This window comes from Nonomuraea angiospora, assembly GCF_014873145.1.
GTDB lineage: Bacteria > Actinomycetota > Actinomycetes > Streptosporangiales > Streptosporangiaceae > Nonomuraea > Nonomuraea angiospora.
Window position 1 is genome coordinate 11801108 of the sequence record NZ_JADBEK010000001.1, and the last position, 25545, is coordinate 11826652.

The following is a 25545-nucleotide window of genomic DNA, read 5'->3' on the forward strand; positions in this document are numbered from 1 at the left end:
CCTGCGGCCTGGGTGGGCGGACTTCAGGCATCGTGCGATCGCCCTCATCCGCCCTCACCTCCCGAAGGGACCGCACCCCTCGCCCAAGGCGGGCCTCACTGCCAGAGGACGACCGTGCTCCCCTGCGGCCGCTCGCTGTTGGGCAGCGGCCGCTGGAACTGGACCACCCCGCGGTTGCCCAGCCGCTGCACCCGCACCTTGAACCCCAGTGCCTCTAACTCCGCCTTGGCGTCCCCGATATTCTTTCCGATCACCGCCGGAACCAGGGCGAACTGCTGGTCGTCGCGGGCCTGGTTGTCCCCGTTGCGGTTGAGCCAGTCCCAGAAGTCCCGCTGGCACCGCGCCACCGTGATCATGACCTGCGCGCCCTTGTCCACCTCGGACTTGGCCTTGGGCGTCTGCGCGATGACCGTGCACGGCTCGGCGTCGTCGTCCACCTCGTTGACCTGCACCTGGAAGCCCAGGCCGCCGAGATATTGGGCGGCCTCGTCCTTGGGCATGTTGTCGACGTCAGGCATGACCATCCCGGCACTGACGTAGATGTCGACCCTGGCGCTCTGGCGCACCTTCTCGCCGACCTGCGGCGAGGTGCGGATGACCTTGTCCCGCTCGATCTCCTGGTTGGCCAGCCGCTTGACGACGCCCACGGTCAGCCCGGCCTCGGCGATCTTGGCGCGGGCCTGGTCGCCGGTCATGCCCTCGGTGTTGGGCACGACGATGCGCCTGGGCCCGAGCGAGGGGACCAGCGTGATCGTGGTGCCCTTCTCCACCTCGGCGCCGAACGCCGGGTCGGTGCGCAGGATCAGGCCCGCGGCCGTCTTCTCGTCGTTGCGGCCTTCGGCTTCCTGCACCTTGAGCCCGGCCGCGGCCGCGCTCTTCCTGGCCAGCGCCAGGTTCTTGCCGACCAGGTCGGGCACGGAGACCATCTCGGGCTGCGCGAAGTACCAGCCGGTCACCCCGACCGCGACCACCATCACTCCGGCGAGCAGCACCAGGAACCAGTGGGGCTTGAACCCCGCCCGCCGCGCCGGAGGCGGCACCTCCGTCCGCGGCTGGATCATGGTGTGGGCGGGGGCGGGCTGGGGCATCGAGGCGGCGCCGGAGGCGTTGAAGACCTGCGTCCGCGCGTGTGGGGCCGCAGAGGGCCCCTGCGGGTGTGAGCCCGGCGGGTTGGTCAGGCGCGGCAGCATCCGGTGCGTCTCGACGGCGGCCACGAGCATCGCGGTCGCGTCGGCGGGGCGCTGGTCCGGCTCGCGGGCCGTCGCCTGGGCCACCAGCGTGTCGATCAGCGGCGGCACGTCGTGGACGACCGACGACGGCGCGGGCACGGTGTCGTGGACGTGCCGGTAGGCCACCGACATGGGCGTCGCGCCGTCATACGGCTGCTGGCCGGTGACCAGCTCGAACAGCATGATGCCCGCGGCGTAGACGTCGCTGCGCACGTCGGCGGCGCCGGTGGTGACCTGCTCGGGCGCCATGTAGCCGATGGTGCCGATCATCACGCCGGTGCGGGTCTGGTTGGTGGCCTCGATGGCCCGGGCCAGGCCGAAGTCGACGACCTTGACCCGGCCGTCGTCGGTCATCAGGACGTTCTCCGGCTTGACGTCGCGGTGGACCATCCCGGCCTGGTGGGCCGCGCCGAGGGCGGCGAGCACCGGGATCATGATCTCCAGCGCCTCGCGGGCGGGCAGCCTGCCGCGCTCGCGCAGGATGTCGCGCAGCGTCTTGCCGGGCACGTACTCCATCGACAGGTAGACGACATCGGTGTCGGTGCCCTGGTCGAAGACGTGCACCACGTTGGGATGGGAGAGGCGGGCAACCGACTTGGCCTCGCCGATGAACCTGCGCACGAACGCGGGGTCCTCGGCCAGCGAGCGGTGCATGACCTTCAGCGCCACCGTCCGGTCCAGGCGGACGTCCAGCGCGAGGTAGACGGTCGCCATACCGCCCCGGGCGATCCGGCTCTCGATGCGGTAGCGCCCATCGAGGAGCCGCCCGACCAGGGGGTCCGCAGTCGTCGTATCCACCCCGCTGAGTTTACGGGCGTTTTGCCACTGGGAGGGCCTCGCCGCCCGAAACCGATGCTGAGACGTTCCCGTTGGAACGTCCCAGCTCCCCACGCGTCACTCGGGTCAGCGAGTCATCGGAACTCGGGCCGGGGGCCATCGGAACTCGGGCCGGGGATCATCGGAACTCGGGCCGGGGGCCATCGGCACTCGGGTCAGGGGGTCATCGGTGAGGACGCCTCGGCGTAGCGCCTGCGCGGGATGCGGCCCGCCAGCCGCGCCAGCCGTCCGGCCTCCACGGCCTGCTTCATGGCGAGCGCCATGAGCTCGGGCTGCTGCGCCCTGGTGACCGCCGTGGCCAGCATCACGGCGGCGCAGCCCAGCTCCATCGCCAGCGCGGCGTCGCTGGCCGTGCCGATGCCCGCGTCGAGCACCACCGGCACGGACACGGCCTCGACGATCAGCTCGATGCTGTGCGGGTTGCGGATGCCGAGGCCCGAGCCGATCGGCCCGCCCAGCGGCATCACCGCCGAGCAGCCCGCCTGTTCCAGCCGCCGCGCCAGCGCGGGGTCGTCCCCGATGTACGGCAGCACCACGAACCCGTCGGCCACCAGCCGCTCGGCCGCGTCGAACGTCTCGATCGGGTCGGGCAGCAGGGTCCGCTCGTCGGCGATGACCTCGACCTTGATCCAGTTGGTGCCGAGGGCCTCCCTGGCCAGCCGCGCCGTCAGCACGGCCTCGCCCGCCGTGAAGCAGCCCGCGGTGTTGGGGAGCACCTTGATGTCCCGCTTGCGCAGCACGTCCAGGACCGAACCCCGGGCGCTCGGGTCGAGCCGCCGGATCGCCACCGTGGTCAGCTCGGTGCCGGACGCGGCCAGGGCCTGGTCGAGCACCTCCAGCGAGGGCGCGCCGCCGGTGCCCATGATGAGCCGGGAGGAGAAGCTCTCCCCGGCGATGATCAGATCATCCACCTTGCACCGCCGTCAGAACCTCCACCCGGTCACGGTCGCTGAGCGCCGTCGTCTCCCACGAGCTCCGCGTGACCACCTCGTCGTTGACGGCCACGGCCACCCCGGTGGTGGCCGTGGTCAATGTGCGTACGGCCTGCGCCACGGTCATGCCGTCGGCCACCTCGTGCGAGGCCCCGTTGATCATCACAATCATGAAATATCCCGAAATCTCCCGGGCGAGCACATTGCCGCGAGCTCGCCCTCTTCGCCCAGCAGGATGTCCGCCGTGAGCGGCGCCAGCAGCACGCCGCCCCGGTGATGGCCGGTGGCCAGCGCCAGCCCCGGGGTGCCGCTCGGGCCGATGAGCGGCAGGTTGTCCGGCGTGCCCGGCCGCAGCCCGGCCACCACGTCGGAGACCTCCAGCTCGGTGATGCCCGGCACCAGCTCCCGGGCGTCGCGCAGCAGCTCGTAGAGCCCGCCCGCGGTCACCCTGGTGTCGAAGCCCATCTCCTCCTGGGTGGCCCCGACCACCAGCTCGCCGTCGCCCCGGGGGACGAGGTAGACCGGCGTGCCGTGCACCGTGCCCCGGACGCACCGGGTGAGCAGCGGCTGCGGCGAACGCAACCGCATGATCTGCCCCTTGACCGGCCGGACCGGCACCTCGGCCAGCCCGGCGCTCCACGCCCCGGCCGCCAGGATCACCCGATCCGCCCGCAGCTCGGCCCGCCCGTCGTCGTCGCCGGGCGGCTCCAGGCGTACCCCTGTGACCTGGCCCCCTGTGACCTGGCCCCCTGTGACCTGGCCGCCTGTGACCTGGCCCCCTGTGACCTGGCCGCCTGTGACCTGGCCGCCGTCGCGCAGCAGCTCGGCGACGCGCGCCCGTACGAGCCGGACTCCCCGCCGGTCGAGCGCGGCGAGCAGCGCCGCCGTCACGCGGCGCGGGTCCACCCAGGAGTCGCCGGCGGCCAGCAGCCCGCCCCGCACCGAGGGGGCCAGCATGGGCTCCAGCCGGCGGCACTCGCGGCCGGTCAGCCGCTGGACGGGCAGCTCCAGCTTCTCCAGGTACGCGGCCAGCTCGTCCAGCGCGGCCAGGTCGTCCGCCCCGAACGCCACGTCGAGCGTCCCCTCGGAGCGCAGGTCCAGGGCCTCGGCGCCGGGCAGCCCCGCGTCGGCGGCCAGCTCGGCGGCGAAGCCGGGCCAGCGGCGCAGCGAGGCCACGCCGAGCCGCAGCAGCGGCACCTCCGTGTAGGTGACCTCGCTGACCGGCGCCAGCATCCCCGCCGCCGCGTGTGAGGCCCCCGAGGCGGGCGCAGGGTCCACCAGCGTGACGGGCCGCCCTTCGCGGGCCAGCCGCCAGGCCAGGGAGAGGCCGACGACCCCGCCGCCCACGATCACATCCATCCGCGCTCCCTTCGCCGGCATGATCCGGATCAGGTGTCTTGCGGTCGAAGGCCCGATGGCAGCCTTCCTCTCAGCCCGGTCACGGCCGGACTCCCGCGCGTCTTACGCCCCCAGCCTACGGCCTCGCTGCGACACCCGGACACCGGCCCACGTTAGGGTCATGAACGTGAACGAAGTCGTGGTGGTGGGAGCGGGCCTGGCCGGAGTGCGCACCGTGGAGGCGCTGCGCGCACGGGGGTTCGGGGGGCGGATCACGCTGGTCGGCGAGGAGCGGCATCGCCCCTACGACCGTCCACCGCTGTCCAAGGCCGTGCTGTTCGGCGACGCCGACACCAGCTACGTCGACACCGACCTGGCCGCGCTCGACGTGGAGTTCCAGGCGGGGGTCAGTGCCAAGGCGCTGCGTAAGGGGGTCGTGGAGACCACCGAGGGCGAGCTCCGCTACGACGGGCTGGTCATCGCCACCGGCGCCGAGCCGATCAGGCTGCCCGGCGACGGCCCGCAACACGTGCTGCGCACGCTCGACGACGCCCACGAGCTCAGGGCCATGCTCGTCCCCGGCGCCCGCGTCGTGATCATCGGCGCCGGCTGGATCGGCGCGGAGGTGGCCACCGCCGCCCGCCGCGCCGGGTGCGCGGTGACCGTGATCGAGGCCGGCCCGGCGCCGCTCGCGACGGCCGTCGGCGCCGAGATCGGGGCCCGCACCCAGCGCTGGTACGACGGCATCGACCTGCGGCTCGACACCATGGTCGACTCCGTGGACGAGGGCGGCGTGCGGCTGGTGGGCGGCGAGTTCGTGGACGCCCACGTGGTGGTCACGGGCATCGGCGTGCGCCCCGCCGTCGAATGGCTCACCGGCGCCGACATCGACCTCCACAACGGCGTCGTCGTGGACGAGCACCTGCGCGCCTCCCTGCCGAACACGGTCGCCGTCGGCGACTGCGCCGCCTGGTGGTCGCGCCGCTGGCAGACCAGGCTCAGGGTCGAGCACTGGGACACCGCGCTCAACGCCCCCGAGGTGGCCGCCGCCAGCCTGCTGGGCGAGGACGTCGCGTACGATCCCGTTCCGTACTTCTGGTCGGAGCAATTCGGGCACATGGTGCAATATGCAGGTCATCATTTGGCAGGCGAGCGGCTGATCTACCGGGGCGAGCCGGAGGGCAAGTGGTCGGCCGTCTGGCTCACGGCCGACGACGCCCTGGCCGCGGTGCTCGCCGTGGACCGGCCTCGAGACCTCGTACAGGGGCGCAGAATCATCGACGCGGGACACCGTCTCGACGCGGAACGCCTGGTAGATCCAGAAGTCTCTCTACGGGATTGTGTTGTTTGAGCAAGCGCGGCATGTGGTAGTTGTGGTTTCGTGACGCTTTCTGTTGCACAGATCGACCGGGAGACCGACCAACTCGTCGACGAGTGGCTCACGCTCCCCGAAGTGGCCTCGCGCCTCGACCTTCCGATCGGGCGGGCCAAGCAACTCCTCAAGGACCATAAGCTGCTCGGCGTTCGCCGGGGGAGCGGCGGGCCGCAGGTGCCCGCGGTGTTCCTCGATGGAAAGGACGTGATGAAGGGCCTGCCCGGCACGCTGACCGTGTTGCTGGACGCCGGCTACGACGATGTCGAGTCGCTGCGCTGGCTCTTCACCCCTGACGAGTCCCTGCCCGGATCGCCCATCGAGGCGATCAAGGCCGGCCGTCATACCGAGGTCAAGCGGCGTGCCCAAGCCCTCGGTTTCTGAAGCCCGCCTCTATCTCTGCACCGACGGTCGCCGCGACCGCGGCGACCTGGCGGAGTTCCTCGACTCGGTGCTGGCCGGCGGCGTGGACATCATCCAGCTGCGGGAGAAAGGCCTGGAGGCGCGCGAAGAACTCGCGCTCCTCGAAGTCTTCCGCGACGCCTGCGACCGGCACGGCAAACTGCTGGCCGTCAACGACCGGGCGGACATCGCCTACGCCGCCCGGCCCGACGTGCTCCACCTGGGGCAGGACGACCTTCCCGTGACGGTCGCGCGAGAGATACTCGGCGACGACATCGTCATCGGACGGTCCACCCACTCCGTGGCCGAGGCTTCCGCCGCGGCAGCGGAGCCGGGCGTCGACTACTTCTGCTGCGGCCCCATCTGGCCCACGCCCACCAAGCCCGGCCGCCCGGCCCCCGGCCCGCCGCTGCTCCGGCACGCGGCCGCGCTGGAGACCTCGCGGCCGTGGTTCGGGATCGGCGGCATCGACCTCGCGAACCTGGACGAGGTGATGTCGTACGGCGTGCGCCGCGTGGTGGTCGTACGCGCGATCACGGACGCGGAGGACCCGGGTGCGGCGGCGGCGGAGTTCGCCAAGCGCCTGTCCTCCGCCTGACGACCAGGGCCCTGACCGGGGCGGCCCCCTGACCCCAGGAGGCCGCCCGACCACAGCGCGCCCTGTGACCCCACAAGCCCCCGACCGCATCGGGCCCTGTGACCCCACGAGGCCCCCACCGCATCAGGCACTGTGACCCGCATCGGGCCCTGTGACCCGCATCGGGCCCTGTGACCCCACGAGGCCCCCGACCAACGAGGCGCCCGCCACCATGCGGGCGCCTCCGAGCCGGAAGGCGAGCCGGAGGCCGGGCCCTGGGGTGGCGATCCTGCCCCTCGCCCTGCCCCGCCCCGCCCAGGTCAGGTCAGGTCAGGTCTTGCGGGAGGTGGCGGCGATGGCCAGTTCCGTCAGGGCCGCGCGGGCCTCCACCGTGATCGGCGCCTCGTTCAGCGCGGACAGCGCGTCCCCCAGATAGTCGCCGATCAGGTCCTCGCACTCCCGCAGCGCGCCCGTCTCGTCGATGATCTGCCGCAGCGTCTCCACCCCGCGCTCGTCCAGCCCGGGATCCCCCAGCAGCCGCCGGACGGTCTCCGCCGCGCCCGGGGAGGCGGCCGCCAGCGTGCGGGCCACCAGCATCGTCCGTTTGCCCTCCCGCAGGTCGTCGCCCGCGGGCTTGCCGGTCTGCGCCGGGTCGCCGAACACCCCCAGGATGTCGTCACGCAGCTGGAACGCGATCCCGACCCGCGTGCCGTAGCCCGTGCAGAGCTCGTCCATCCAGGGCTCGAGCTTGCCGCCGGCGAGCGCCAGCCCGAGCCTGAGCGGCTGCTCCACCGAGTATTTGCCGCTCTTGTACAGGGCCACTCGCAGCGCCGACTCGAACGTGTTCTCGCCGTGCGCCTGCTCCAGCAGGTCGAGGTACTGGCCGCACATCAGCTCCGTACGCATGTGGTCGTGCACGGGCTGGGCCGCCGCCAGGGACTCGGGCGGCAGGCCGCTGGTGCGCCACATCTCGCCCGACCAGATCAGCAGCAGGTTGCCCAGCAGGATCGCCGCGCCCTCGCCGAACTGCTCCGCGGACCCGTACCAGGCGGACTTCTCGTGCAGTGCCTGGAACCGGCGGTGCGCGGACGGCATGCCCCTGCGCAGGTCGCTCTTGTCCATCACGTCGTCGTGCACCAGCGCGCTGGCCTGCAGCAGCTCCAGCGAGGCCGCCGCGGTGAAGATCGCGGGCACGTCCGTGCCGCCCGCGCCGCGCCACCCCCAGTAACAGAACGCCGGACGCAGCCGCTTGCCGCCGGCCAGCAACTCGTCGGCGGCCGTACGCAGCGGCTCCAGCTCGGGGTCACCGGGGGCGGGCAGCTGCCGTTCGACGAACTCTCCGAGGGCACGCTCCACCTGTGTGCGCAGGGTGTCCATGCCAACGGCGTCAGTGGTCATGCCTTGAGACTAGTGGCCGCGTGCGGGGAATCGGATGCGCAGGTGTCCCAATAGGGGCATCCGGGGTGAGATGGACGATGATGGGCGACTCGGGCCGGTGACATGGCTGTGGCGGCAGGGGTGACATGGCCGTGACCTTGAGTCGGCGCGGTCCCTGTAACCTTGGGACATGGCGCTTGGTCGACCCTCCATCCTGCCCGATCGTGTTCCCACCGTCCGCGACATGCTCGCCGCCGGTGGCCGGTCGTTCTCCTTCGAGTTCTTCCCGCCGAAGACCGACGAGGGAGAGCGGCAGCTCTGGAAGGCGATCAGGGAGCTGGAGTCGCTGCGGCCGACGTTCGTGTCCGTGACCTACGGCGCGGGCGGCTCCACGCGCGACCGCACGGTCGACATCGTCGAGCGGATCGCCCACGACACGACGCTCACGCCCGTGGCGCACTTCACGGCGGTCAACCACTCGATCCGCGAGCTGCGCCACCTGGTGGGGCGCTTCGCCGACGCCGGGGTGCGCAACATCCTGGCCGTCCGCGGCGACCCCCCTGGCGACCCGACGGCCGAGTGGCTGCAGCACCCCGAAGGCGTCCTCTACGCCGAGGAGCTGGTGCGGCTGATCAGGCAGGCGGGCGACTTCTGCGTCGGCGTCGCCGCCTTCCCCTACAAACACCCGCGCTCGCCGTCCATCGAGAGCGACACCGAGTTCTTCGTGCGCAAGTGCGAGGCGGGCGCCGACTACGCGATCACGCAGATGTTCTTCCGCGCGGACGACTACCTGCGGCTGCGCGACCGCGTGGCGGCCAGGGGGTGCGACACGCCGATCATCCCGTGCATCATGCCGGTGACGCAGATGAGCACGATCGCGCGCTCGGAGCAACTGTCGGGAGCGCCGTTCCCGGCGGAGGTGGCGGCCCGCTTCGAGGAGGTCGCTGACGACCCGGCGGCGGTGCGGCGGCTGGGCATCGAGCATGGGGCGGAGCTGTGCCGGCGGCTGCTCGACGAGGGCGCGCCGGGCATCCACTTCATCACCTTCAACCGCTCCAGCGCCTCGCGCGAGGTCTTCCAACGCCTCGGCGCGGTGTCCGTTTCCGCCTGACCCCCGTTTTCTGCGGCTTTGCGGGAGATCGCTGAGCGCCGCCGCCCGCTGAGACCCTCCTTCTTTACGGCGGAGCACGTGCGGCGCCACCCGCCGCACGTGGCTCATGGCCTCCAGGGAGACGCCCGCTGACCCGCACGGGGTGGCCCGCCGCAACGGCGCAACGTGGGGCTCCTCGGGGGTTCAGAAGCGTTGACCATGGGCGGTCGGCAAGATCTGCCCGACGAGCACACGAACGCCGACCAACGGTCGCACGCCGCCTGGACCACCGGCCGCACACGAACGCCGACCAACGGTCGCATGCCACCTCGACCACCGGCCGCACACCAACGCCGACCACCGGTCGCACACCAACGCCGACCACCGGTCGCACACCAACGCCGACCACCGGTCGCACACCAACGCCGACCACCGGTCGCACACCAACGCCGACCACCGGTCGCACGCCATTCCGAGCACCCGCCCCGCACCAATGCCGACCACCCGCCGCACGCGTTACGCCGGTCCCTTTCCCGCCGCGCGTATTGCGCCGGATCCCGCCGACCGCCTTCTCGCCGTACCGGCGCTGGGAGGGCCGTGCGGATCTGGGCCGCACACCGGCCGGGAGGCACGCCGGCCGGGAGGTGCGCTGGGCCGGAGGTGCGCTGGGTGGGGTCGCACCGTCGGTTGGTTGCTCGCCGTGCGTATTGCGCCGGGTTCCGCCGACCGCCTTGTCGCCGCACCGGCGCCATAGGGGCCGCGCGGATCTGGGTCGCACGCTGCCGGTAGGCACGCCGGGCGAGAGCTGCGCGTGGCGGGAGGCGGCTGGGTGGGGTCGCACCGTCGGTTGGTTGCTCGCCGTGCGTATTGCGCCGGGTTCCGCCGACCGCCCTCCCGCCGCACCGGCGCCATAGAGGGCCGCGCGGACCCGGGTCGTCGGCCGTGGCGTCGGGAGCATTGGGTCGGCGGTTGCCGTGGTGTCGGGACCGTTGGGTTGGGACCGTTGGGTCGGCGGTTGCCGTGGTGTCGGGACCGTTGGGTTGGGACCGTTGGGTCCGCGGTTGCCGTGGTGTCGGGACTGTTGGTTTGGGACCGTTGGGTCGGGGGTTGCTGTGGCGTCGGGTGAGGGCGTTGAGTGCGGCGAGTGGAAGGGGCCCGTCACCCGCCCGCAGGGGGACCGGGCGGGTGACGGGCAGGGGGCCGGTAGACGTTCAGTAAAGGAGTGACTACCTTGCGTAATGGATGGTGCCCCAAGTAATCAGCGGACAAACGCAGCAGTCACGGGTTCATCAGGACGTGAACCTCACGTCAAGGGCAGGGGGCGGCCCATGATGGCGTAGTCCTCGTAGCCGCCCGGGAAGATGAACCTCGAGAGCAGGTCCGTGAAGCCCATGCTGGCGTAGAGGTGGCGGGCGGCCGTGGGCTGGTCGTGGGTGGACAGGACGGCCGAGCGTTCGGGGCGGCCCGCGCAGAGGGTGCGGATCATGGCGCGGCCGATGCCCTTGCTCTGGAAGTCCGGGTGGACGTGGATCTCGGCCAGCTCCAGCGCATAGCCGAGCCAGGCGTTGGCGGCCTCCTGGCCGAGCCGGTCCGTCAGGGCGCGGAAGACCACGTCGTGCCACCACTGCCCTGGAGTGCCGCGGAAGCCGTAGGCGAAGCCGACGGTGAGGGGGGCGGAAAGGGACGGATCGCGCAATTCTGCGAAATAACACTGAAAATAGGGATAAGTCGCGTGATTTCGCATGATGGTTTTGCGGCCGTTGATCTGGTCCGCGGGCGGGTTCATGGCAGCCGTGTAGATGTCGATCACCGTGTCCAGCCGCTCGACGAACTCGGCCGGCCCCGCCCCGCGAAACTCGATCACGCGTCGCACACTACTCGACGTCCACCGCCGTGCCCCCGGTGATCCGCACGAGCTCGTCAAACGTCGTCGGGAACACGGTCAGCGGATGCCCCCCGGCCGCCCACACGACCTCGTGCTTGCTCAGCCAGTTGTCCACCAGGGTCCGCACGGGCGCCGGATGCCCGACCGGGGCCACGCCGCCGATCGGCTGCCCGGTCGCCGCCCTCACGAACTCCGGCGTCGCCCGGCGTACCTTCCCGACCCCCGCGGTGCGGGCGATCAGCTCCACGTCCACGCGGTGCGCCCCGCTGGTCAGCACGAGCAGCGGCGCGCCGTCCGCGTCGAAGATCAGGCTGTTGGCGATGGCCCCGACCTCGCACCCGAGCTGGGCCGCGGCGGTCGCCGCCGTGGGCGCCTTCTCGGGCAGGACGATGACCTCGCCGGCCGCCCCGAGCTCGCGCAGAGCGGATTGAACGACGACCGCGTTGGACGGCAACTTCTCAGACATGGACACACTCTAAACAGGTTGACCGCTCCATTACCGATTCATGATGAGTGGTATAAGGTCAACTGATCGTTTGCTCATGGTATGCGAGGTGGTACTGGTGGGGGCTCGACGGCTGCCCGGAGTGGCTGCTCTCCTGACGGCAGGCGCCGTCGCACTCTCGGGCTGCGGCACGCACGGATTGCATCGTTCGACGGCGTCCATGAGGACGGCGTCCCCGACCGTCACACACACCTCCGCGGGAGGCCGATCCGGTCCCGCCGCCATCGCCCCCGAGACGGTCACCGCGCCGCGCAAGACGCTCAGGCTCGGCGCCAAGGGCAAGGCCGTCCAGTGGCTGCAGAGGCGCCTGGCCCAGCTCGGCTACCGCCCCGGCAAGGCCGACGGCCGGTACGGGGGCGCGACGCTGGCGGCCGTGTGGGCGTTCCAGAAGGTGAACGGCATCAGGCCGACCAGCACCGTCGCCAGGCGCACGTGGGACGCCCTGGAGACCCCCAGGTCGCCGCAGGTCCTGGTCAGGAACGGCAGGCCGACCCGCGCCGAGGTCAACCTCACCAAGCAGATCATGGTCCTGTACGTGGACGGCGAAGTGAAGCTGATCACCCACGTGTCCTCCGGCAGCGGCGTCCCCTACTGCGAGACCGCCGCGTGGCAGGGCAAGCAGCAGCGGTTCTGCGGCTCGGCCACCACGCCGACGGGCGACTTCAAGACGACGTGGCGCGCTCGCGGCTGGCACAGGTCGTACCTGGGGCAGCTCTACAACCCGATCTTCTTCAACGGCGGCATCGCCTTCCATGGCGCGCTGTCAGTGCCGCTGTATCCGGCTTCGCACGGATGCGTGCGCATGCCGATGAACGTGGCCGAGGTCCTGCCCGGGATGCTGGGCAAGGGCGTGCCGGTGCACGTGCGGGGCAGGTTCAAGCGCCTCTGAGCACGCCCGCCGCGCCGGCGGCATAACGCCCGCATAACCGGAAGCGGTGACGGGCCGGTTATGCCGTTCTTGCTGGACTCCCTCCTGACGTTCTTGGGGGGAGAGCATGACGACTGCGTTCATGACGCCGGCGCCCGTTCACGCGGCGGCGCGGCATACGGGACGGGCCCGCCTGTGGTGGCTGCTGGCGGCCGGGTGGGTCGCCCACGTGGCGTTACGGCTGTGGCTGTACCGGTATCACACCGGACCGGTGGCGAACCCGGACGAGACCGGATACCTCCTCGCCGCCCGCTGGCTGGCCGGGGGACCGGGCGCCGACCTCAGCGGCTCGACCTTCTACCAGGGCGGCTATCCGCTGCTGCTGGTCCCGATCTTCTGGCTCACCTCCGATCCGGTCCTGGCGTACCGGCTGGCGGCCGGGGTGGGGTCGATGGCGGCGGCGAGCGCGTACCCGCTGGCGTACCTGCTGCTGCGGCGGCTGGGCCTGGGCAGGCGGGCGGCGCTGATCACGGCGTTCGTCGCGGCGCTGTCGCCGGCGCTGGTGGTCTTCTCCGGGCTGGCGCTGACCGACGCGATCCTGCCCGTGCTCGTCCTGGCCTGGCTGGTCGCGCTGCACGACCTGGTCGCGTACGGGTCGGCGCGGGCCGGGGCGGTGGCGGGCGCGCTGGCGGCGTTCGCGATGGCGGCCCATCTGCGGGGGACCGTGGTCCTGGTGGTGTTCGTCCTGGTCGTCGTGGTGGTGGTGTGGGCCCGCAGAACGGCGGTGGCGCCGGGTCGCAACAGCGCGAAGGGTCAGGCGGAGGCGGCGGGTCCGGCGAGGGCGGTGCGGCCGGCGGTCGCGGCGCTGGCGAGCGCGGCGGTGGTCGCGGTGGCGGGCAAGGCGCTCAACGGGGCGCTGGGCGCCGCGCTGTATCCGGGCGGGCCCCGCGACCTGTCGGGGCTGCTGGTGTCCAGGCTCACAAGCCTCGAAGGCCAGGCGTGGGCGCTGTCGGGGGCGGCCGGGCAGCTCTGGTACCTCGTCGCCGGCACCTGGGGGCTGGCGGGCGTCGGCCTGGCGGGCGCGGCGGCCACGCTGGTACGGCGGTCCGCGCCGTACGCGCACCGCGTCCTGGCGGGCGCGCTGCTGCTGACGACCCTGGGCATCGCGTACGCCTCCTCGGCCGCCCTGCCGGACGAGCACCGCGTCGGCAACTACGTCTACGGGCGCTACCTGGCCTGCGTCGCCGTGGCCTGGACCCTCGCCGGACTGATCGTCCTGGTGAAGGGCGGGCGCCTGGCCGTGGTGCGGCACGCGCTGGCCGCCGCCGGGCTGATGGCGGTGACCGGCGGGGTGGCCGCCTGGTACGCGGGCGACCGGCTGGAGCGTTACGCGTTCATCGCGTTCGACTTCCCCGAAGTGATCTTTCTCACGGGTGAGAACGACGCCCTGAACCTGGTCGAGGCCTCCGTGCCCGCCCTGGTCCTGCTGGCCTGCCTGACGGGGGCGGCCTTCCTGACCGCCCGCCGGGCCAGGCTGCTGCTGGTGGTGGGCGTGCTGGCGCTGATCGACATCGCGTTCACGGCCGGGCAGGCGCCCGCCCGCCCGTCGGGCGCCGACTGGCTGCCCGCGCCGCCTCCCGGACGCGTGGCGGTGGACCGGCGGGTGCGGTGGAACATCTGGGTGCCGCTGGCCTACCGGGTGTCGTGGACCCGGATCGAGCTCTACAGCGACCGGCCCCCGGCGGGCGCGTGCACCGCCGTGGTCCCGTACGGGACGGCTCCGCCGCCGGGCTGGACCGCCACCGGGCTCGGCGGCGCCCAGCAGGGCTGGGCGACCTGGTCGAACGGCCGCTGCCGCTGAGCCGTCAGGTCCGGGGGTCCGCGGCCCGCCTGCCGTGCGCGGCCGCCATCGCCACTCCCACGGCCTGGGCCAGCCCGGCCGCCACCAGGATGAGTACGGTGGCCGGCTGCCACCCGGGAAGGCCGTCGGCGAAGTCAGGGGTGTCGTAGAGCCCCGCCAGCGCTCTGGCGGGGTTGAGCACCGCGGTGAGGACCGCGAGGGCGTACGGGACGATCAGGACGCCCGACAGCACGAGCAGGAGCGTGCGGCCCCGGCCGCCCCGCCGCAGGAGCACGCCGATGACGATGTAGACCACTCCCAGGACCCCCACGACGACGGCGGCGGCCAGGATCAGCCGCCAGGAGTCCCGGCCCAGAGCCGTCATCCCGTCGGCGGCGAGCCGGCCGCCCGCCCACTCCGGGCCCGTCATCTGCGCCTTGACGGCCGCCTCGACGGCCACGCGGTTGACGCCCGCGTACGCCGCCGCCAGGACCGGCCCCAGCGCCGGCAGGACGACAGCGACCAGCCACCTCTTGCCCGCCATCCGGCCCCCTTCTCCGCTCCGGACAGCTTCTCAGAAAGCGGGCATCCGGAGCTATCCGAGGGAGCGCAGGCCGGCGAGCGCGATCTCGGCCGCCCGCCGCGCCGTGCTCGCCATCTGCTCCGCCGACAGGTCGTGGCCGAGGTCGGCGATGACCGCCAGCTTCACCGCCCCGAACATCGCGCCCACCGCGGCGGCCGCCTCCACCGGGTCCAGCTCGGGGTAGGCCTCCCGCAGCGCCCGGGCCAGCGTGCTCTGGCTCTCGAGCAGCATCACCAGCGCCCGCGCCCGCAGCGTGGGCTCCTTGAGCACGAGCCGGATCCGCAGCTCCGCGTCCTCGAACGTGAGCTCCTCGTACGTGGTCAGCCAGGTCAGGCTCTCCTCCACGATCCGCAGGAGGACGTCGCCCGGCGACTCGCCGGGAGCCCTGCCCGCCAGCGCCGCGGCGGCCAGCTCCATCTTGCGGGCGGAGTCGTAGAAGACCACGTCCTCCTTGCTCGCGAAGTAGCTGAAGAACGTGCGGGTCGACACGTCGGCCTCCGCGGCGATCTCCGCCAGCGTGGTCTCGTCGAAACCCTTCTCGTCGAACAGCCGGAGCGCGGCCTCGATCAGTGCCCGGCGCGTGCGCTGCTTCTTGCGCTCCCGCAGTCCCACGCCGCCGTTATCCACCATGACGGAACTATACTGCATGCATATATGTTTTTCATGCATTGAAGTTTTGCAATGAATGAGGTTTTCTGGGGGTGAAGCTCGGAAAGGAGCCGAAACATGTCCGACGTGACGTTTCCCACCGACCGGCAGCGCCCGTTCGATCCGCCCGACGAAGCCACTGAGCTGCGAGAACGGGCGGACATGCACCGCATGACCTTCGCCGACGGCCACCGGGGCTGGCTGGTGACCGGCTATTCCGCCGCCCGCGCAGTGCTGGCGCACCCGCACTTCAGCAACCGCCCCGAGCTGGCGCACCCGCCGATCCAGGGCAGCCTGCTCCGGGCCAGGCTGCAGAAGGACGCGAAGACGCCGCCCGGGTTCTTCCTGCGCATGGACGAGCCCGAGCACGCGCGCTTCCGCAGGCTGCTGACCGGCCAGTTCACCGTGCGCCGGATGAAGATGCTCGAACCCAGGGTCGAGGAGATCGCCAACGCCTGCCTGGACGACATGGCCGCCGTCGGCGGGCCCGTGGACCTCGTCGAGAAGTTCGCGCTGCCGATCCCGTCGCTGGTGATCTGCGAGCTGCTCGGGGTGCCGTACGAGGACCGCGCGCAGTTCCAGGAGGACACCAAGCTCCTGGTCAACCTGGAGACCAAGGCCGAGGACGCGATGGCCGCGCTCGGCCGGATCACGGCGTTCATGTACGGGCTCGTCCAGCGCAAGCGCAAGGAGCCGGCAGACGACCTGATCAGCGGGCTCATCGAGAGCGGGGAGCTGGACGACGAGGAGCTCGCCGGGGTGTCGCTGCTGCTGCTGGTGGCCGGGCACGAGACGACCGCCAACATGCTGGGGCTCGGCACGTACGCCCTGCTCACCAACCCCGCGCAGCTCGCCGCCATGCGCGACGACCCGTCGGTGGTGGAGAACGGGGTCGAGGAGCTGCTGCGCTACCTCACGATCATCCACCTCGGCCCGATGCGCACCGCGCTGGATGACGTCGAGATCGAGGGCAACCTCATCGAGGCGGGCGAGTGCGTGGCGCTCCACCTGCCCACCGTCAACCGCGACCCGTCCCGCTTCCCGGACGGCGACCGGCTCGACGTCGGCAGGCCCGCGGGCGGGCACCTGACCTTCGGCCACGGCATCCACCAGTGCCTGGGTCAGCAGCTCGCCCGCATCGAGATGCGCATCGGGTACCCTGCGCTGCTGCGCCGCTTCCCAGGTCTACGCTTGGCCGTAACACCCGAGGAGGTGCCGATGCGCTCGGACATGAGCATCTATGGAGTGCACCGCCTCCCAGTCACTTGGTAGGTCACCATGGAAATCAAGGCAGATACGACGGTGTGCATCGGGGCGGGCATGTGCGCGCTGACGGTGCCGGAAGTGTTCGACCAGAGCGAGGACGAGGGCACGGTGGTGCTCCTGCAGAAGGTGCCTCCCGCGGAGCTGGAGGACGGCGTCCGTCGCGCCGTGACCCTCTGCCCGTCGGGGGCCATCTCGGTCGTCTGACGACCGCCCTGCCGTCCTCCTGAACCACCCGGCCGTCGCCGCAAGCTCTCCGCGGCGACGGCTTTTTCGCGCCCTCCCACCCATACTCGTCGAACCTGTGTTCGTGGAATCGGTTGACACCGAGCGTGATCGAAATTATGTTCGACGTAGTGACGGTGGGGCTCGCGGCTCAACGTCACCAGGACCTGGTCGCGGGCCGTTCGCTTCCCCAAGCGTTCCCCCGCGGCCAGGCTCCATGGGCGAAGGGCACGTCCTCGTCGTCGGCGGAGACGAGTGGGCGTGCCCTGGCCGGACGGGGAGTGGGGAAGCTCCTCGTCCGGCCGGCCCGGCGGAAATGTCGGTGGGGTCTGCGAATGTTGACACCACCGGCGCAGACGCCGGCGGCCGCCCACGACTCCAAGGAGGCGCGCAAGATGGCACCACGGCCTAGAGAAACGCCCGGGCCCCGGCTGTCGCCTGCGGTTCGGGCACACTTGACCGATTCTCGTTCCTGCCTGGCGGAGGCGGCCGGCGCCCGCACCCCGGCATCCCGATACGTGGCCGCCCACCTGGCGGCTCTTCGGGCGGCGGCGGCGATCCTGGCTGCCCGTCCCCGTCCCATGGAAGGCCGCAGGCGCCGCCTGCGCAGCGCCTGGGAGCTGCTGCCCGAGGCCGAGCCGCATCTGGCCGAGTGGGCCGCCTACTTCTCGGTGAGCGCCGCCAAGCGCGCCGCCGCGGAGGCGGGCATGGTCAGCCGGGTCAGCGCGGCCGACGCCGACGAGCTCCTGGCCGAGGCGGAGACGTTCGTCTCCACCGTGGAGGACCTGCTCGGCATGCCGGGCCAGCCCCAGCTGCCGGCCAGCGTCCCGCTGGCAGGCTGACCCTCCCACGTCCGTTCGCCGGGCCGATCTCGCCTTCCTGGTCCGGGTGGACGTTCCCGTCGCCGGGCTGACCCCGGCGCCGGGTGCGCCAGGCTCTGAGCGCAGGGATGACTGCGGCGTCTGGCTGGATGCGCTGGGTGCAGAGGTCGCCGCACCGTGCTCGAACGCGGCTCTCGCACGGCCGGGCGCCGACGACACTCCCCGGTGGATGTTCCCTTGGTGGCCCACCGGCTCTTGGCGTGCCGCAACGCGGCCGAACACGCCGACGAGCTTCCGGCCGAGGCGAAGACGCGCGTTCCCGCGACGTGCCCGCCCGACCCGACCTCGGCTCGCCCCGCCCCCTGGGCGCTCCAGCACGAGGAGCTCAGCTCGCTCGCAGGCGGGCCTCAGTTCGCCCCGCCCTGGTGGCCGGGCGGGAGCGGGGCTGAGCGCCGATGTGGGCGGCCCTTGACCGCGACGTACGTCGGCGCGTACCACCGAGCCCGCTCGCTCGGTGGCGCACCAACTGAAACCCTCATACGCCAGCAAGCGCTTTCCGGGACCGCCGCCCCATGCGAGGGGCGGAAAGCGTCCACGGTGCCCCATGCCGCGGGGAAAGCGCGGCGGGCAAGGGAGGGGCGTTCGATGCCGGGTGGCTCGCCGGCCGTGCGGCGGTGGCGAGCCCTCAGGCGCGCGAGGCGGCCTCAGAGCGGGGTGAGACGGCCTCGGAGGGAGGGGATGACCTCAGGGGAGAGGAACGGCCTCAGAACGACTCGACGGCGCGGCGGGCCTCGGCGTCGAGCACGCCCCAGCTGATCAGCTCCTCGGTCAGCTCGCTCGGCGACTTGTCGTAGATCACGGCAAGCGAGCGCAGGTCCTCCTGGCGGATCGACAGCACCTTGCCGTTGTAGTCACCGCGCTGGCTCTGGATCGTGGCGGCGTAGCGGGCGAGTGCCCCCGCCTTCTCCTTCGGCAGCGTGGCCAGGCGCTCCAGGTCGATCACAAGCTTGGGCGTCGGTCCGAGCGGGCTGGGCGCGGCTCCGCCCGGCAGCAGCTCGGACACGGGCACCCCGTAGAAGTCGGCAAGCTCGGCAAGCTTCTGCACGGTCACCGCACGGTCGCCACGCTCGTACGAGCCCACAACTACGGCTTTCCACCTGCCACGCGACTTTTCCTCGACTCCATGCAGGGACAGGCCCTGCTGGGTGCGTATGGCGCGGAGTCGTGCACCCAGCGACTTTGCGTACTCAGACGGCATTGTGTGGCCCCCGGCTCTCGTATGTATCGCTCTCAGTAGATTGTGCTCCCTTGCGGCGTATGCCCTAGCCACCGGGGGGTCTGGTGCCATGCTCGGCACCATCGGTAGCCATGGCCCCAGGTTTACCCCAGAACGCCGCGAGGTGTGGTTACGCACAGTGACGGTAAAGGGGCGGACGCCTGAGGTCAAGCTGATTGGAAAAAAGATGCCGAATCCGATCCGGTAGGGATCGCCGCAATCGCCCCTCATGTCCCAGAGGTAACACTACTTCGTCAGAGTTTGACGAGAAATTTCCCCGCGCTAGGTCTGCCGCGTGAGAATCATGACAGGGCAGGTCGCGGCCCGTACGATCTTGATCGAGGTGTCTCCGAGGAAGACCCGCCTGAGTGGCCCGGTGGCGCTGGAAGCGCATATGATCATCTCGCCGGAGAGCCACGAGGTCGTGCCGAGTGCCTGGGCGACGTTGCGGCCCTCCAGCACCTCCACCTCCACGCGTGGCCGTCCGCGGGCCGCCGCCCGCAGGTTGGAGGCCGCCTCGTCGCGCAGGCGGACGAGCATCTCCTCCTCGATCCTGGCGCGCCTGCCGGTGCTGATCACCAGCGTGACCAGCCGCAGGGGCACGTCCAGCGACGCGGCCACCGCCGCCGCGTCCTTGACCGCCGCGTCGCAGCCGGGACCGCGGCGGTAGGCGACGGTGAGGCGTTCGAAGGCGGCGGGGGGCTGGTCGCCGTAGCCGCGCGGGGCGAGCAGCACGGGAACGGAGGACGAGTGCAGGAGCTGGTCGGCGGTGCTGCCGACGGCGATGCGGCCCTTGCCGCCGCCGGAGGCCGAGCCGATCACCACGACGTCGGCGCCGCGCTTGCGCGCCAGCTCCACCAGCCCGCGCCCGCTGCCCTTGTGGGTGTGGACCACGTAGTCGGCGTCGTCGCCGGCCAGCTCGCGCGCCTGCCAGAGCGTCGCGTCGGCCTGCTCCATCAGGTACGCGCGCCACGCGCTCTCCTCGGCCCTGGCCGGTCCGGGCGCCGACCACGCGGGCGGCTGCACGTAGGCCACCGTCAGATGCCCGCGGACCTGCTCCTTGACCAGCACGCCCAGCGCCAGCCCGTCCCTGCCCCTGGGCTCCGGGATGCAGCCCGCCAGCACGTTGTCGAGCTTCATTCAGCGCACCTCGGCATTCAGCCGCGAATGGCCGTAGCCGTACAGGAAATAGCAGATCAGCCCCACCAGCATCCACAGCCCGAACGCCACCCAGGTGACCCCGGCCAGGCCCGCCATCACGACGAGGCAGAAGACGGCGCCGAGCACCGGCGTGGCGGGGAACAGCGGCGTGCGGAACGTGCGTGGCAGCTCGGGGCTGCGGTAGCGCAGGACGAGCACGCCGACGTTCACGATGGCGAAGGCGAACAGGGTGCCGATGCTGGTGGCCTCGGCGAGCTGGCCGAGCGGCACCAGGCCGGCCAGCACGGAGATGAACGCGGCGACGATGAGGGTGTTCGCGACGGGGACCTGGTGGCGCATGTCGACCCGCTGGAAGACGCGCGGGATCAGCCCGTCGCGGGACATGGCGAACAGGATGCGGGTCTGGCCGAAGATCACGGTGAGCACGACGCTGGCGATGGCGATGACCGCCCCGAACGAGACGATGAGGCCCGGCCAGGTGGCGCCGACGGCCAGGTCGGCGATGTAGGACAGGCTGGCCTCGGTGCGCTTGGGGTCGAACTCCGTCCACGGCATCGCGCCGATGGCGGCCAACGCGACGAGCACGTAGACGGCCGTCACGATGACCAGTGACAGGATGATCGCCAGGGGCAGGTCGCGCTTGGGGTTCTTGGCCTCCTCGCCCGCGGTGGAGGCGGCGTCGAAGCCGATGTAGGAGAAGAAGACCTGCGAGGCCGCCGCCGTGATGCCGGCCACCCCCAGGGGGGCGAAGGGCGTGAAGTTCTTGGCCTGGAAGGCGGTGAACGCCACCACGCAGAAGAAGAGCAGCACCACGACCTTGATCATCACGAAGACCGCGTTCGCCGTGGCGCTCTCCGAGGCCCCGTACAGCAGCAGCCACGTGGCGAGCAGGACGATGACGATCGCGGTGACGTTGATCACGCCGCCGTCCTGGCCGGGGGAGCGGGTGATCGCCGCGGGCAGCGTGAAGCCGAACAGGGAGCGCAGGAACGAGTTGAGGTATTCGCCCCAGCCCACGGCCACCGCCGCCACGGACACGGCGTACTCCAGCATGAGGCACCAGCCGCAGATCCACGCCACGAGCTCGCCCAGCGTCGCGTACGCGTAGGAATAGGACGAGCCGGACACCGGGATCGTCCCGGCCAGCTCGGCGTACGACAGCGCCGAGAACAGCGCCGTGATCGCCGCCAGCACGAACGACACCACCACCGCCGGCCCCGCCTTGGGCACCGCCTGCCCCAGGATGACGAAGATGCCGGTGCCGAGCGTGGCCCCCACGCTGAACAGCGTCAGCTGCCAGAGCGACATGGTGCGCCGCAGCTCGCCCCCCTCGCCGTGGCCGCCCTCCGCGATGATGCGCTCCGTGGGCTTGGTGCGGAAGAGCCGTCGGGCCAGTGTCAACCGGGACACCCCCTACAGCGTGCTCGTCAGCGGCCACCTGCCGTTGGGCGTCACGATCGTTCCCGCTGTGCCGTCGAGTATGCGCTCGGCCTCGTCGAGTTTCCCGATCGCGGCCATGTCGCCGGTCGTCTCCACGAACCGGCACACCGCCTGCACCTTCGGCCCCATCGACCCCGCGGGGAACTCCATGGCGCGCAGCTCGTGCGGCGTGGTGTGGGCGATCTCCGTCTGGTGCGGCGTGCCGAAGCCCCGCATGACGCGCGGCACGTCGGTGAGGATGAGGAACGCGTCGCACTCCAGTGCCTCGGCCAGCATCGAGGCGGTGAGGTCCTTGTCGACCACCGCCTCCACACCGGTCAGCCGGCCGCGCTCGTCGCGGACGACCGGGATGCCGCCCCCGCCCGCGCACACCACGATGACGCCCTCGCGGATCATCTGGCGGATCAGCCGGGTCTCGACGATGCGGCGCGGGGCCGGCGACGGCACGACGCGCCGCCAGTGGTCGCCGTCGCGCCGGACCGTCCAGCCGTACTCGGCGGCCAGCTTCTCGGCCTGCTCGCGCTCGTAGACCTGGCCGACGAACTTGGTCGGCTGCTCGAACGCGGGATCGACGGCCGTCACCAGCGTCTGCGTGACCATGGCCAGGACCTGCCGGCCGGGCAGGGCGTTCTGCAGGGCCTGCTGCATCCAGTAGCCGATCATGCCCTGCGTCTGCGCGCCGAGCGTGTCGAACGGGTACGGCCTGGTCAGGTTGGGGTCCGCGGCGCTCTCCAGGGCCAGCAGGCCGACCTGCGGGCCGTTCCCGTGGGTGATGACCAGCTCGTGCCGGTCGGCGAGCCGGGCGAGCGTCCTGACGGCCGCGCGGACGTTGGCCCGCTGGACGTCAGCGTCCGGCGCCTGGCCGCGCCGCAGCACCGCGTTGCCGCCGAGGGCGACGATGACCCGCATCCGGCCCCTCCTCAGACTCCGTCGCGTTCGAGCGGGCAGCTCATGCAGCGGGGGCCGCCGCGCCCCCGGCCGAGCTCGCTGCCCCTGATCGTGATGACCTCGATGCCGTGCTCGCGCAGGTAGGCGTTGGTGGTGGTGTTGCGCTCGTAGGCGACGACCACGCCGGGCTCCAGCGCCAGCCCGTTGCACCCGTCGTCCCACTGCTCCCGCTCGGCCGCGTGGAGGTCCTGCTGGGGCGTCAGGACCGTGATGGCGGGCAGGTCGATGGCGTGGGCGATGGCCTGGTGCATGTCCTGCGGCGGGTGGTCGGTGACCTTGAGCTCCTTGCGGGTCTCGCCGGGCTCGATGGTGTACGCGGGCAGCATCCCGAGGCCCGCGTACTTGGTGAACACGCCCACGTCCAGCATCGTCATCACGGTGTCGAGGTGCATGAACGCCCGCGCCTTCGGCATGTCGAGCGCCACGATCCGGCGCGCGGAGCCGGCCGCGAACAGCCGCTGCGCCAGCATCTCCACCGCCTGCGGCTGGGTGCGCTCGCTCATGCCGACCAGCACCGCGCCCCTGCCGATGACCAGCACGTCGCCGCCCTCGATGGTCGCCGGCGCGGCCGGCTGGCCGGGCATCCAGCAGTGGAAGCCGCCCTGCCCGGGCCGGTTGAAGCCGTCGGCGAACGTCGGGTGGTACATGTAGACGGCCTCCATGTTGACCGTCTCGCGCATGCGGGCCTTCTTCTTCATCGCGTTGATCGACACGCCGTCGTAGATCCAGCAGGACGTGTCGCGGGTGAAGAGGTGGTTGGGCAGCGGCGGCAGGATGAAGTCGTCGTCGCGCATGGTGTGGAAGGTCACGGAGCCGGGGCCGCAGCCCATCTCGAGCAGCTCGCCCTTGGTGATGCCGCCGGTCAGGTAGACCTGCAGCGTCGCGGAGTCCATCCCGTCGAGGATGTTGCGGACGTCGTCGATGGCGCCGGGGCCGAGCCAGCGCTCGTCGATGACGGCGTCGAGGATGTGCTTGCGCGCCTCGGGGATGTCGACGGTCTCCCTGAGCAGGTCGGCCAGCAGGTGGACCTTGATGCCGCGGCCGGTCAGCACCCGGCGGAACTCCTCGTGCTCCTCCATCGCGCGCTGGACCCACAGCACGTCGTCGAAGAGGAACGCGTCCTTGTTGGACGGGGTCAGCCGTCTGAGCGCCAGGTCCGGTCCGTGAAGGAGCACCTGGCGCAGGTGCCCGACCTCGGAATCGACGTGAAAGGCCATCTTCGCTGCATCCCCTCCTGGCGGCTTCCCCGGGCAGTATCAGCGTCTCCCCGGGGAAGCCGGTACGCCATCCGTACCCCGATGAAGCTTCGTGACGCCACGGGAGCCCGCTCGCGTTGTTCCTGGTAGCCCCTGGTACTGTGTGTGCCGACCAGCACCCTTTTAAGACCCGTCCCGTGAGGCGGGAAAGGTGGTGAGATTCGCCATGTCCGATTCCAGGGCTGTCCTCGAGGCCCCGGACATCCATCGCGCGCTGACCCGCATAGCGCACGAGATCCTCGAGCGCACCAAGGGCGCCGACGACGTCGTGCTCCTCGGCATCCCGACCCGCGGCGCCACGCTGGCCCGCAGGCTCGGCGACCGCATCGAGCAGTTCGAAGGCGTCAAGATCCCCGTCGGCTCCATCGACATCACGATGTACCGCGACGACCTGCGGCTCAAGCCCGCCAGGCCGCTCGGCCGCACCGAGCTGCCGCCGGACGGCATCGACGGCAGGGTCGTCGTGCTCGTGGACGACGTCCTCTACTCCGGCCGCACCGTGCGCGCCGCGCTCGACGCGCTCAACGACCTCGGCAGGCCCACCGCGGTGCAGCTGGCCACGCTGGTCGACCGCGGCCACCGCGAGCTGCCCATCCGCGCCGACTACGTCGGCAAGAACCTCCCGACGGCCAAGAGCGAGAAGGTCAAGGTCTACCTGCAGGAGATCGACGGCCGCGACGCCGTGCTCCTCATGAAGGGGGACGCCAAGTGAACCGCCACCTGATCTCCGCGGGCGACCTCACCAAGGACGACGCGCTCCTCATCCTCGACACCGCCGAGGAGCTGGCGAGGGTCTCGGAACGTTCCATCAAGAAGCTGCCCACGCTGCGCGGGCGCACCGTGGTCAACCTGTTCTTCGAGGACTCCACCCGCACGCGCATCTCGTTCGAGGCGGCGGCCAAGCGGCTGTCCGCCGACGTGATCAACTTCTCGGCCAAGGGGTCGAGCGTGTCCAAGGGCGAGTCGCTCAAGGACACCGCGCTCACCCTCGAGGCCATGGGCGCCGACGCGGTCGTCATCCGCCACGGCGCCTCCGGCGCGCCGCACCGCCTGGCCAACTGGGTGCGCGGCAGCGTCGTCAACGCCGGCGACGGCACCCACGAGCACCCCACGCAGGCGCTGCTCGACGCCTTCTCGATGCGCCGCCGCCTGGGCGGCCTCGAAGGGCGCAGGGTCACGATCGTCGGCGACGTGCTGCACAGCCGGGTCGCCCGCTCCAACGTGCTGCTGCTCGACACGCTCGGCGCCGACGTCACGCTGGTGGCGCCGCCGACCCTGCTGCCCGTCTCCGTCGGCTCCTGGCCGTGCGAGGTCTCCTACGACCTGGACGCGGTGCTGCCGAAGTCGGACGTGGTGATGATGCTGCGGGTGCAGAAGGAGCGGATGAACGCCGCCTACTTCCCCAGCGAGCGGGAGTACTCACGCCGGTACGGCCTGGACCGGGACCGGTTCGCCAAGATGCCCGAGGACGCCATCGTGATGCACCCCGGGCCGATGAACCGGGGCATGGAGATCGCCGCGGAGGTGGCCGACTCGGCGCGCTCCACGATCGTCGAGCAGGTCGCCAACGGTGTGACCATTCGCATGGCGGTGCTGTACCTGCTGCTGGGGGGAGAGAGCGCGTGAGTGAGCGAAGCGAACGAACCAATGGGCACAGCATCTTGATCATTGT

General features: G+C 71.4%; 25 protein-coding genes and 1 riboswitch. Of the genes, 11 read left to right on the forward strand and 14 right to left on the reverse strand.

The window, feature by feature from the left end:
- Positions 1–95: 95 nt before the first annotated feature.
- The 4 genes from pknB to H4W80_RS54175 all read right to left on the reverse strand — a co-directional run bounded on the left by pknB (position 96) and on the right by H4W80_RS54175 (position 4357).
- Positions 96–2027 carry a Stk1 family PASTA domain-containing Ser/Thr kinase gene (gene pknB / locus H4W80_RS54160; RefSeq protein ID WP_318787510.1) on the reverse strand — a complete coding sequence of 644 codons (1932 nt, stop codon included), beginning with the start codon at positions 2025–2027 and terminating at the stop codon, positions 96–98.
- 194 nt (positions 2028–2221) lie between these two features.
- A complete protein-coding gene (locus H4W80_RS54165) occupies positions 2222–2977 on the reverse strand; it encodes a thiazole synthase (RefSeq protein WP_192792193.1) in 756 nt (251 codons plus the stop codon).
- Positions 2970–3161: a sulfur carrier protein ThiS gene (gene thiS, locus H4W80_RS54170; protein ID WP_387557547.1), complete on the reverse strand. Its 192-nt coding sequence runs from the start codon at positions 3159–3161 to the stop codon at positions 2970–2972. The genes H4W80_RS54165 and thiS overlap by 8 nt, the downstream gene beginning before the upstream one ends.
- Before the next feature lie 5 nt (positions 3162–3166).
- Positions 3167–4357, reverse strand: a complete 1191-nt coding sequence (locus tag H4W80_RS54175; protein WP_192792194.1) for an FAD-dependent oxidoreductase — start codon at positions 4355–4357, stop codon at positions 3167–3169.
- Positions 4347–4464: riboswitch (TPP riboswitch) on the reverse strand. Its footprint overlaps the gene before it by 11 nt.
- 53 nt (positions 4465–4517) lie before the next feature.
- Here H4W80_RS54175 and H4W80_RS54180 point away from each other — a divergent pair.
- The 3 genes from H4W80_RS54180 to thiE are packed head-to-tail and all read left to right on the forward strand — an operon-like array spanning position 4518 to position 6708.
- On the forward strand, positions 4518–5687 hold the full coding sequence (locus H4W80_RS54180; RefSeq protein ID WP_192792195.1) for an NAD(P)/FAD-dependent oxidoreductase: 1170 nt from the start codon (positions 4518–4520) through the stop codon (positions 5685–5687).
- Between the two features lie 30 nt (positions 5688–5717).
- A complete protein-coding gene (locus tag H4W80_RS54185; protein WP_318787511.1) occupies positions 5718–6092 on the forward strand; it encodes an Rv2175c family DNA-binding protein in 375 nt (124 codons plus the stop codon).
- On the forward strand, positions 6070–6708 hold the full coding sequence (thiE, locus tag H4W80_RS54190) for a thiamine phosphate synthase (protein WP_318787512.1): 639 nt from the start codon (positions 6070–6072) through the stop codon (positions 6706–6708). The genes H4W80_RS54185 and thiE overlap by 23 nt, the downstream gene beginning before the upstream one ends.
- Before the next feature lie 309 nt (positions 6709–7017).
- Here the strand turns inward: thiE and H4W80_RS54195 are convergent, their stop codons facing one another.
- Positions 7018–8085, reverse strand: a complete 1068-nt coding sequence (locus tag H4W80_RS54195; protein ID WP_192792197.1) for a polyprenyl synthetase family protein — start codon at positions 8083–8085, stop codon at positions 7018–7020.
- 169 nt (positions 8086–8254) lie between these two features.
- Here H4W80_RS54195 and metF point away from each other — a divergent pair, with 169 nt between their 5' ends.
- Positions 8255–9175 carry a methylenetetrahydrofolate reductase [NAD(P)H] gene (metF, locus tag H4W80_RS54200; RefSeq protein ID WP_192792198.1) on the forward strand — a complete coding sequence of 307 codons (921 nt, stop codon included), beginning with the start codon at positions 8255–8257 and terminating at the stop codon, positions 9173–9175.
- Between the two features lie 1282 nt (positions 9176–10457).
- Here the strand turns inward: metF and H4W80_RS54205 are convergent.
- A complete protein-coding gene (locus H4W80_RS54205) occupies positions 10458–11018 on the reverse strand; it encodes a GNAT family N-acetyltransferase (RefSeq protein WP_192792199.1) in 561 nt (186 codons plus the stop codon).
- A gap of 10 nt (positions 11019–11028) precedes the next feature.
- Positions 11029–11505: a YbaK/EbsC family protein gene (locus tag H4W80_RS54210; RefSeq protein WP_192792200.1), complete on the reverse strand. Its 477-nt coding sequence runs from the start codon at positions 11503–11505 to the stop codon at positions 11029–11031.
- A 199-nt stretch (positions 11506–11704) separates the two neighbouring features.
- Between H4W80_RS54210 and H4W80_RS54215 the strand changes: the two genes are divergently transcribed.
- Together H4W80_RS54215 and H4W80_RS54220 are read left to right on the forward strand one after the other, a co-directional pair.
- On the forward strand, positions 11705–12433 hold the full coding sequence (locus tag H4W80_RS54215; protein ID WP_225964194.1) for a L,D-transpeptidase family protein: 729 nt from the start codon (positions 11705–11707) through the stop codon (positions 12431–12433).
- Between the two features lie 106 nt (positions 12434–12539).
- The gene (locus H4W80_RS54220) at positions 12540–14273 is read left to right on the forward strand and encodes a hypothetical protein (protein ID WP_192792202.1); all 1734 of its coding nucleotides are present in this window, start codon (positions 12540–12542) and stop codon (positions 14271–14273) included.
- 4 nt (positions 14274–14277) lie between these two features.
- On the opposite strand, the gene H4W80_RS54225 is transcribed toward H4W80_RS54220, so the two are convergent.
- Positions 14278–14796, reverse strand: coding sequence for a hypothetical protein (locus tag H4W80_RS54225; protein ID WP_192792203.1), 519 nt, complete (start codon positions 14794–14796; stop codon positions 14278–14280).
- Between the two features lie 51 nt (positions 14797–14847).
- The gene (locus H4W80_RS54230) at positions 14848–15465 is read right to left on the reverse strand and encodes a TetR/AcrR family transcriptional regulator (protein WP_192792204.1); all 618 of its coding nucleotides are present in this window, start codon (positions 15463–15465) and stop codon (positions 14848–14850) included.
- A gap of 96 nt (positions 15466–15561) precedes the next feature.
- Between H4W80_RS54230 and H4W80_RS54235 the strand changes: the two genes are divergently transcribed.
- From H4W80_RS54235 to H4W80_RS54245, 3 genes are all read left to right on the forward strand, one after another.
- A complete protein-coding gene (locus tag H4W80_RS54235) occupies positions 15562–16755 on the forward strand; it encodes a cytochrome P450 (protein ID WP_192792205.1) in 1194 nt (397 codons plus the stop codon).
- A 6-nt stretch (positions 16756–16761) separates the two neighbouring features.
- Positions 16762–16953: a ferredoxin gene (locus tag H4W80_RS54240; RefSeq protein WP_185072964.1), complete on the forward strand. Its 192-nt coding sequence runs from the start codon at positions 16762–16764 to the stop codon at positions 16951–16953.
- Between the two features lie 473 nt (positions 16954–17426).
- The gene (locus H4W80_RS54245; RefSeq protein ID WP_225964195.1) at positions 17427–17813 is read left to right on the forward strand and encodes an SAV_6107 family HEPN domain-containing protein; all 387 of its coding nucleotides are present in this window, start codon (positions 17427–17429) and stop codon (positions 17811–17813) included.
- Between the two features lie 742 nt (positions 17814–18555).
- Here the strand turns inward: H4W80_RS54245 and bldD are convergent.
- The 5 genes from bldD to H4W80_RS54270 all read right to left on the reverse strand — a co-directional run bounded on the left by bldD (position 18556) and on the right by H4W80_RS54270 (position 23834).
- Positions 18556–19050, reverse strand: a complete 495-nt coding sequence (gene bldD / locus H4W80_RS54250) for a transcriptional regulator BldD (RefSeq protein ID WP_026214021.1) — start codon at positions 19048–19050, stop codon at positions 18556–18558.
- A gap of 300 nt (positions 19051–19350) precedes the next feature.
- A complete protein-coding gene (locus H4W80_RS54255) occupies positions 19351–20208 on the reverse strand; it encodes a universal stress protein (protein WP_192792206.1) in 858 nt (285 codons plus the stop codon).
- On the reverse strand, positions 20209–21630 hold the full coding sequence (locus H4W80_RS54260) for an amino acid permease (protein ID WP_192794304.1): 1422 nt from the start codon (positions 21628–21630) through the stop codon (positions 20209–20211).
- A 12-nt stretch (positions 21631–21642) separates the two neighbouring features.
- Positions 21643–22578 carry a carbamate kinase gene (gene arcC, locus H4W80_RS54265; RefSeq protein WP_192792207.1) on the reverse strand — a complete coding sequence of 312 codons (936 nt, stop codon included), beginning with the start codon at positions 22576–22578 and terminating at the stop codon, positions 21643–21645.
- A gap of 11 nt (positions 22579–22589) precedes the next feature.
- On the reverse strand, positions 22590–23834 hold the full coding sequence (locus H4W80_RS54270) for an arginine deiminase (RefSeq protein ID WP_192792208.1): 1245 nt from the start codon (positions 23832–23834) through the stop codon (positions 22590–22592).
- Between the two features lie 205 nt (positions 23835–24039).
- On the opposite strand from H4W80_RS54270, the gene pyrR reads away from it, so the two are divergent.
- Both pyrR and H4W80_RS54280 read left to right on the forward strand, forming a co-directional pair.
- Positions 24040–24585 (forward strand): bifunctional pyr operon transcriptional regulator/uracil phosphoribosyltransferase PyrR, encoded by a 546-nt coding sequence (pyrR, locus tag H4W80_RS54275; RefSeq protein WP_185072969.1) that lies wholly within the window; start codon positions 24040–24042, stop codon positions 24583–24585.
- Positions 24582–25499: an aspartate carbamoyltransferase catalytic subunit gene (locus H4W80_RS54280; protein WP_192792209.1), complete on the forward strand. Its 918-nt coding sequence runs from the start codon at positions 24582–24584 to the stop codon at positions 25497–25499. Before pyrR ends, H4W80_RS54280 begins: the two co-directional genes overlap by 4 nt.
- Positions 25500–25545 lie beyond the last annotated feature (46 nt).

What these genes read in the sequence shown, in the direction of transcription:
- thiS (WP_387557547.1), bottom strand. Translation starts at nt 3,161, where the DNA reads ATGATCAACGGGGCCTCGCACGAGGTGGCCGACGGCATGACCGTGGCG.
- H4W80_RS54175 (WP_192792194.1), bottom strand. Translation starts at nt 4,357, where the DNA reads ATGGATGTGATCGTGGGCGGCGGGGTCGTCGGCCTCTCCCTGGCCTGG.
- H4W80_RS54180 (WP_192792195.1), top strand. Translation starts at nt 4,518, where the DNA reads ATGAACGTGAACGAAGTCGTGGTGGTGGGAGCGGGCCTGGCCGGAGTG.
- H4W80_RS54195 (WP_192792197.1), bottom strand. Translation starts at nt 8,085, where the DNA reads ATGACCACTGACGCCGTTGGCATGGACACCCTGCGCACACAGGTGGAG.
- metF (WP_192792198.1), top strand. Translation starts at nt 8,255, where the DNA reads ATGGCGCTTGGTCGACCCTCCATCCTGCCCGATCGTGTTCCCACCGTC.
- H4W80_RS54210 (WP_192792200.1), bottom strand. Translation starts at nt 11,505, where the DNA reads ATGTCTGAGAAGTTGCCGTCCAACGCGGTCGTCGTTCAATCCGCTCTG.
- H4W80_RS54215 (WP_225964194.1), top strand. Translation starts at nt 11,705, where the DNA reads ATGAGGACGGCGTCCCCGACCGTCACACACACCTCCGCGGGAGGCCGA.
- H4W80_RS54220 (WP_192792202.1), top strand. Translation starts at nt 12,540, where the DNA reads ATGACGACTGCGTTCATGACGCCGGCGCCCGTTCACGCGGCGGCGCGG.
- H4W80_RS54225 (WP_192792203.1), bottom strand. Translation starts at nt 14,796, where the DNA reads ATGGCGGGCAAGAGGTGGCTGGTCGCTGTCGTCCTGCCGGCGCTGGGG.
- H4W80_RS54230 (WP_192792204.1), bottom strand. Translation starts at nt 15,465, where the DNA reads ATGGTGGATAACGGCGGCGTGGGACTGCGGGAGCGCAAGAAGCAGCGC.
- H4W80_RS54235 (WP_192792205.1), top strand. Translation starts at nt 15,562, where the DNA reads ATGTCCGACGTGACGTTTCCCACCGACCGGCAGCGCCCGTTCGATCCG.
- H4W80_RS54240 (WP_185072964.1), top strand. Translation starts at nt 16,762, where the DNA reads ATGGAAATCAAGGCAGATACGACGGTGTGCATCGGGGCGGGCATGTGC.
- bldD (WP_026214021.1), bottom strand. Translation starts at nt 19,050, where the DNA reads ATGCCGTCTGAGTACGCAAAGTCGCTGGGTGCACGACTCCGCGCCATA.
- H4W80_RS54255 (WP_192792206.1), bottom strand. Translation starts at nt 20,208, where the DNA reads ATGAAGCTCGACAACGTGCTGGCGGGCTGCATCCCGGAGCCCAGGGGC.
- arcC (WP_192792207.1), bottom strand. Translation starts at nt 22,578, where the DNA reads ATGCGGGTCATCGTCGCCCTCGGCGGCAACGCGGTGCTGCGGCGCGGC.
- H4W80_RS54270 (WP_192792208.1), bottom strand. Translation starts at nt 23,834, where the DNA reads ATGGCCTTTCACGTCGATTCCGAGGTCGGGCACCTGCGCCAGGTGCTC.
- pyrR (WP_185072969.1), top strand. Translation starts at nt 24,040, where the DNA reads ATGTCCGATTCCAGGGCTGTCCTCGAGGCCCCGGACATCCATCGCGCG.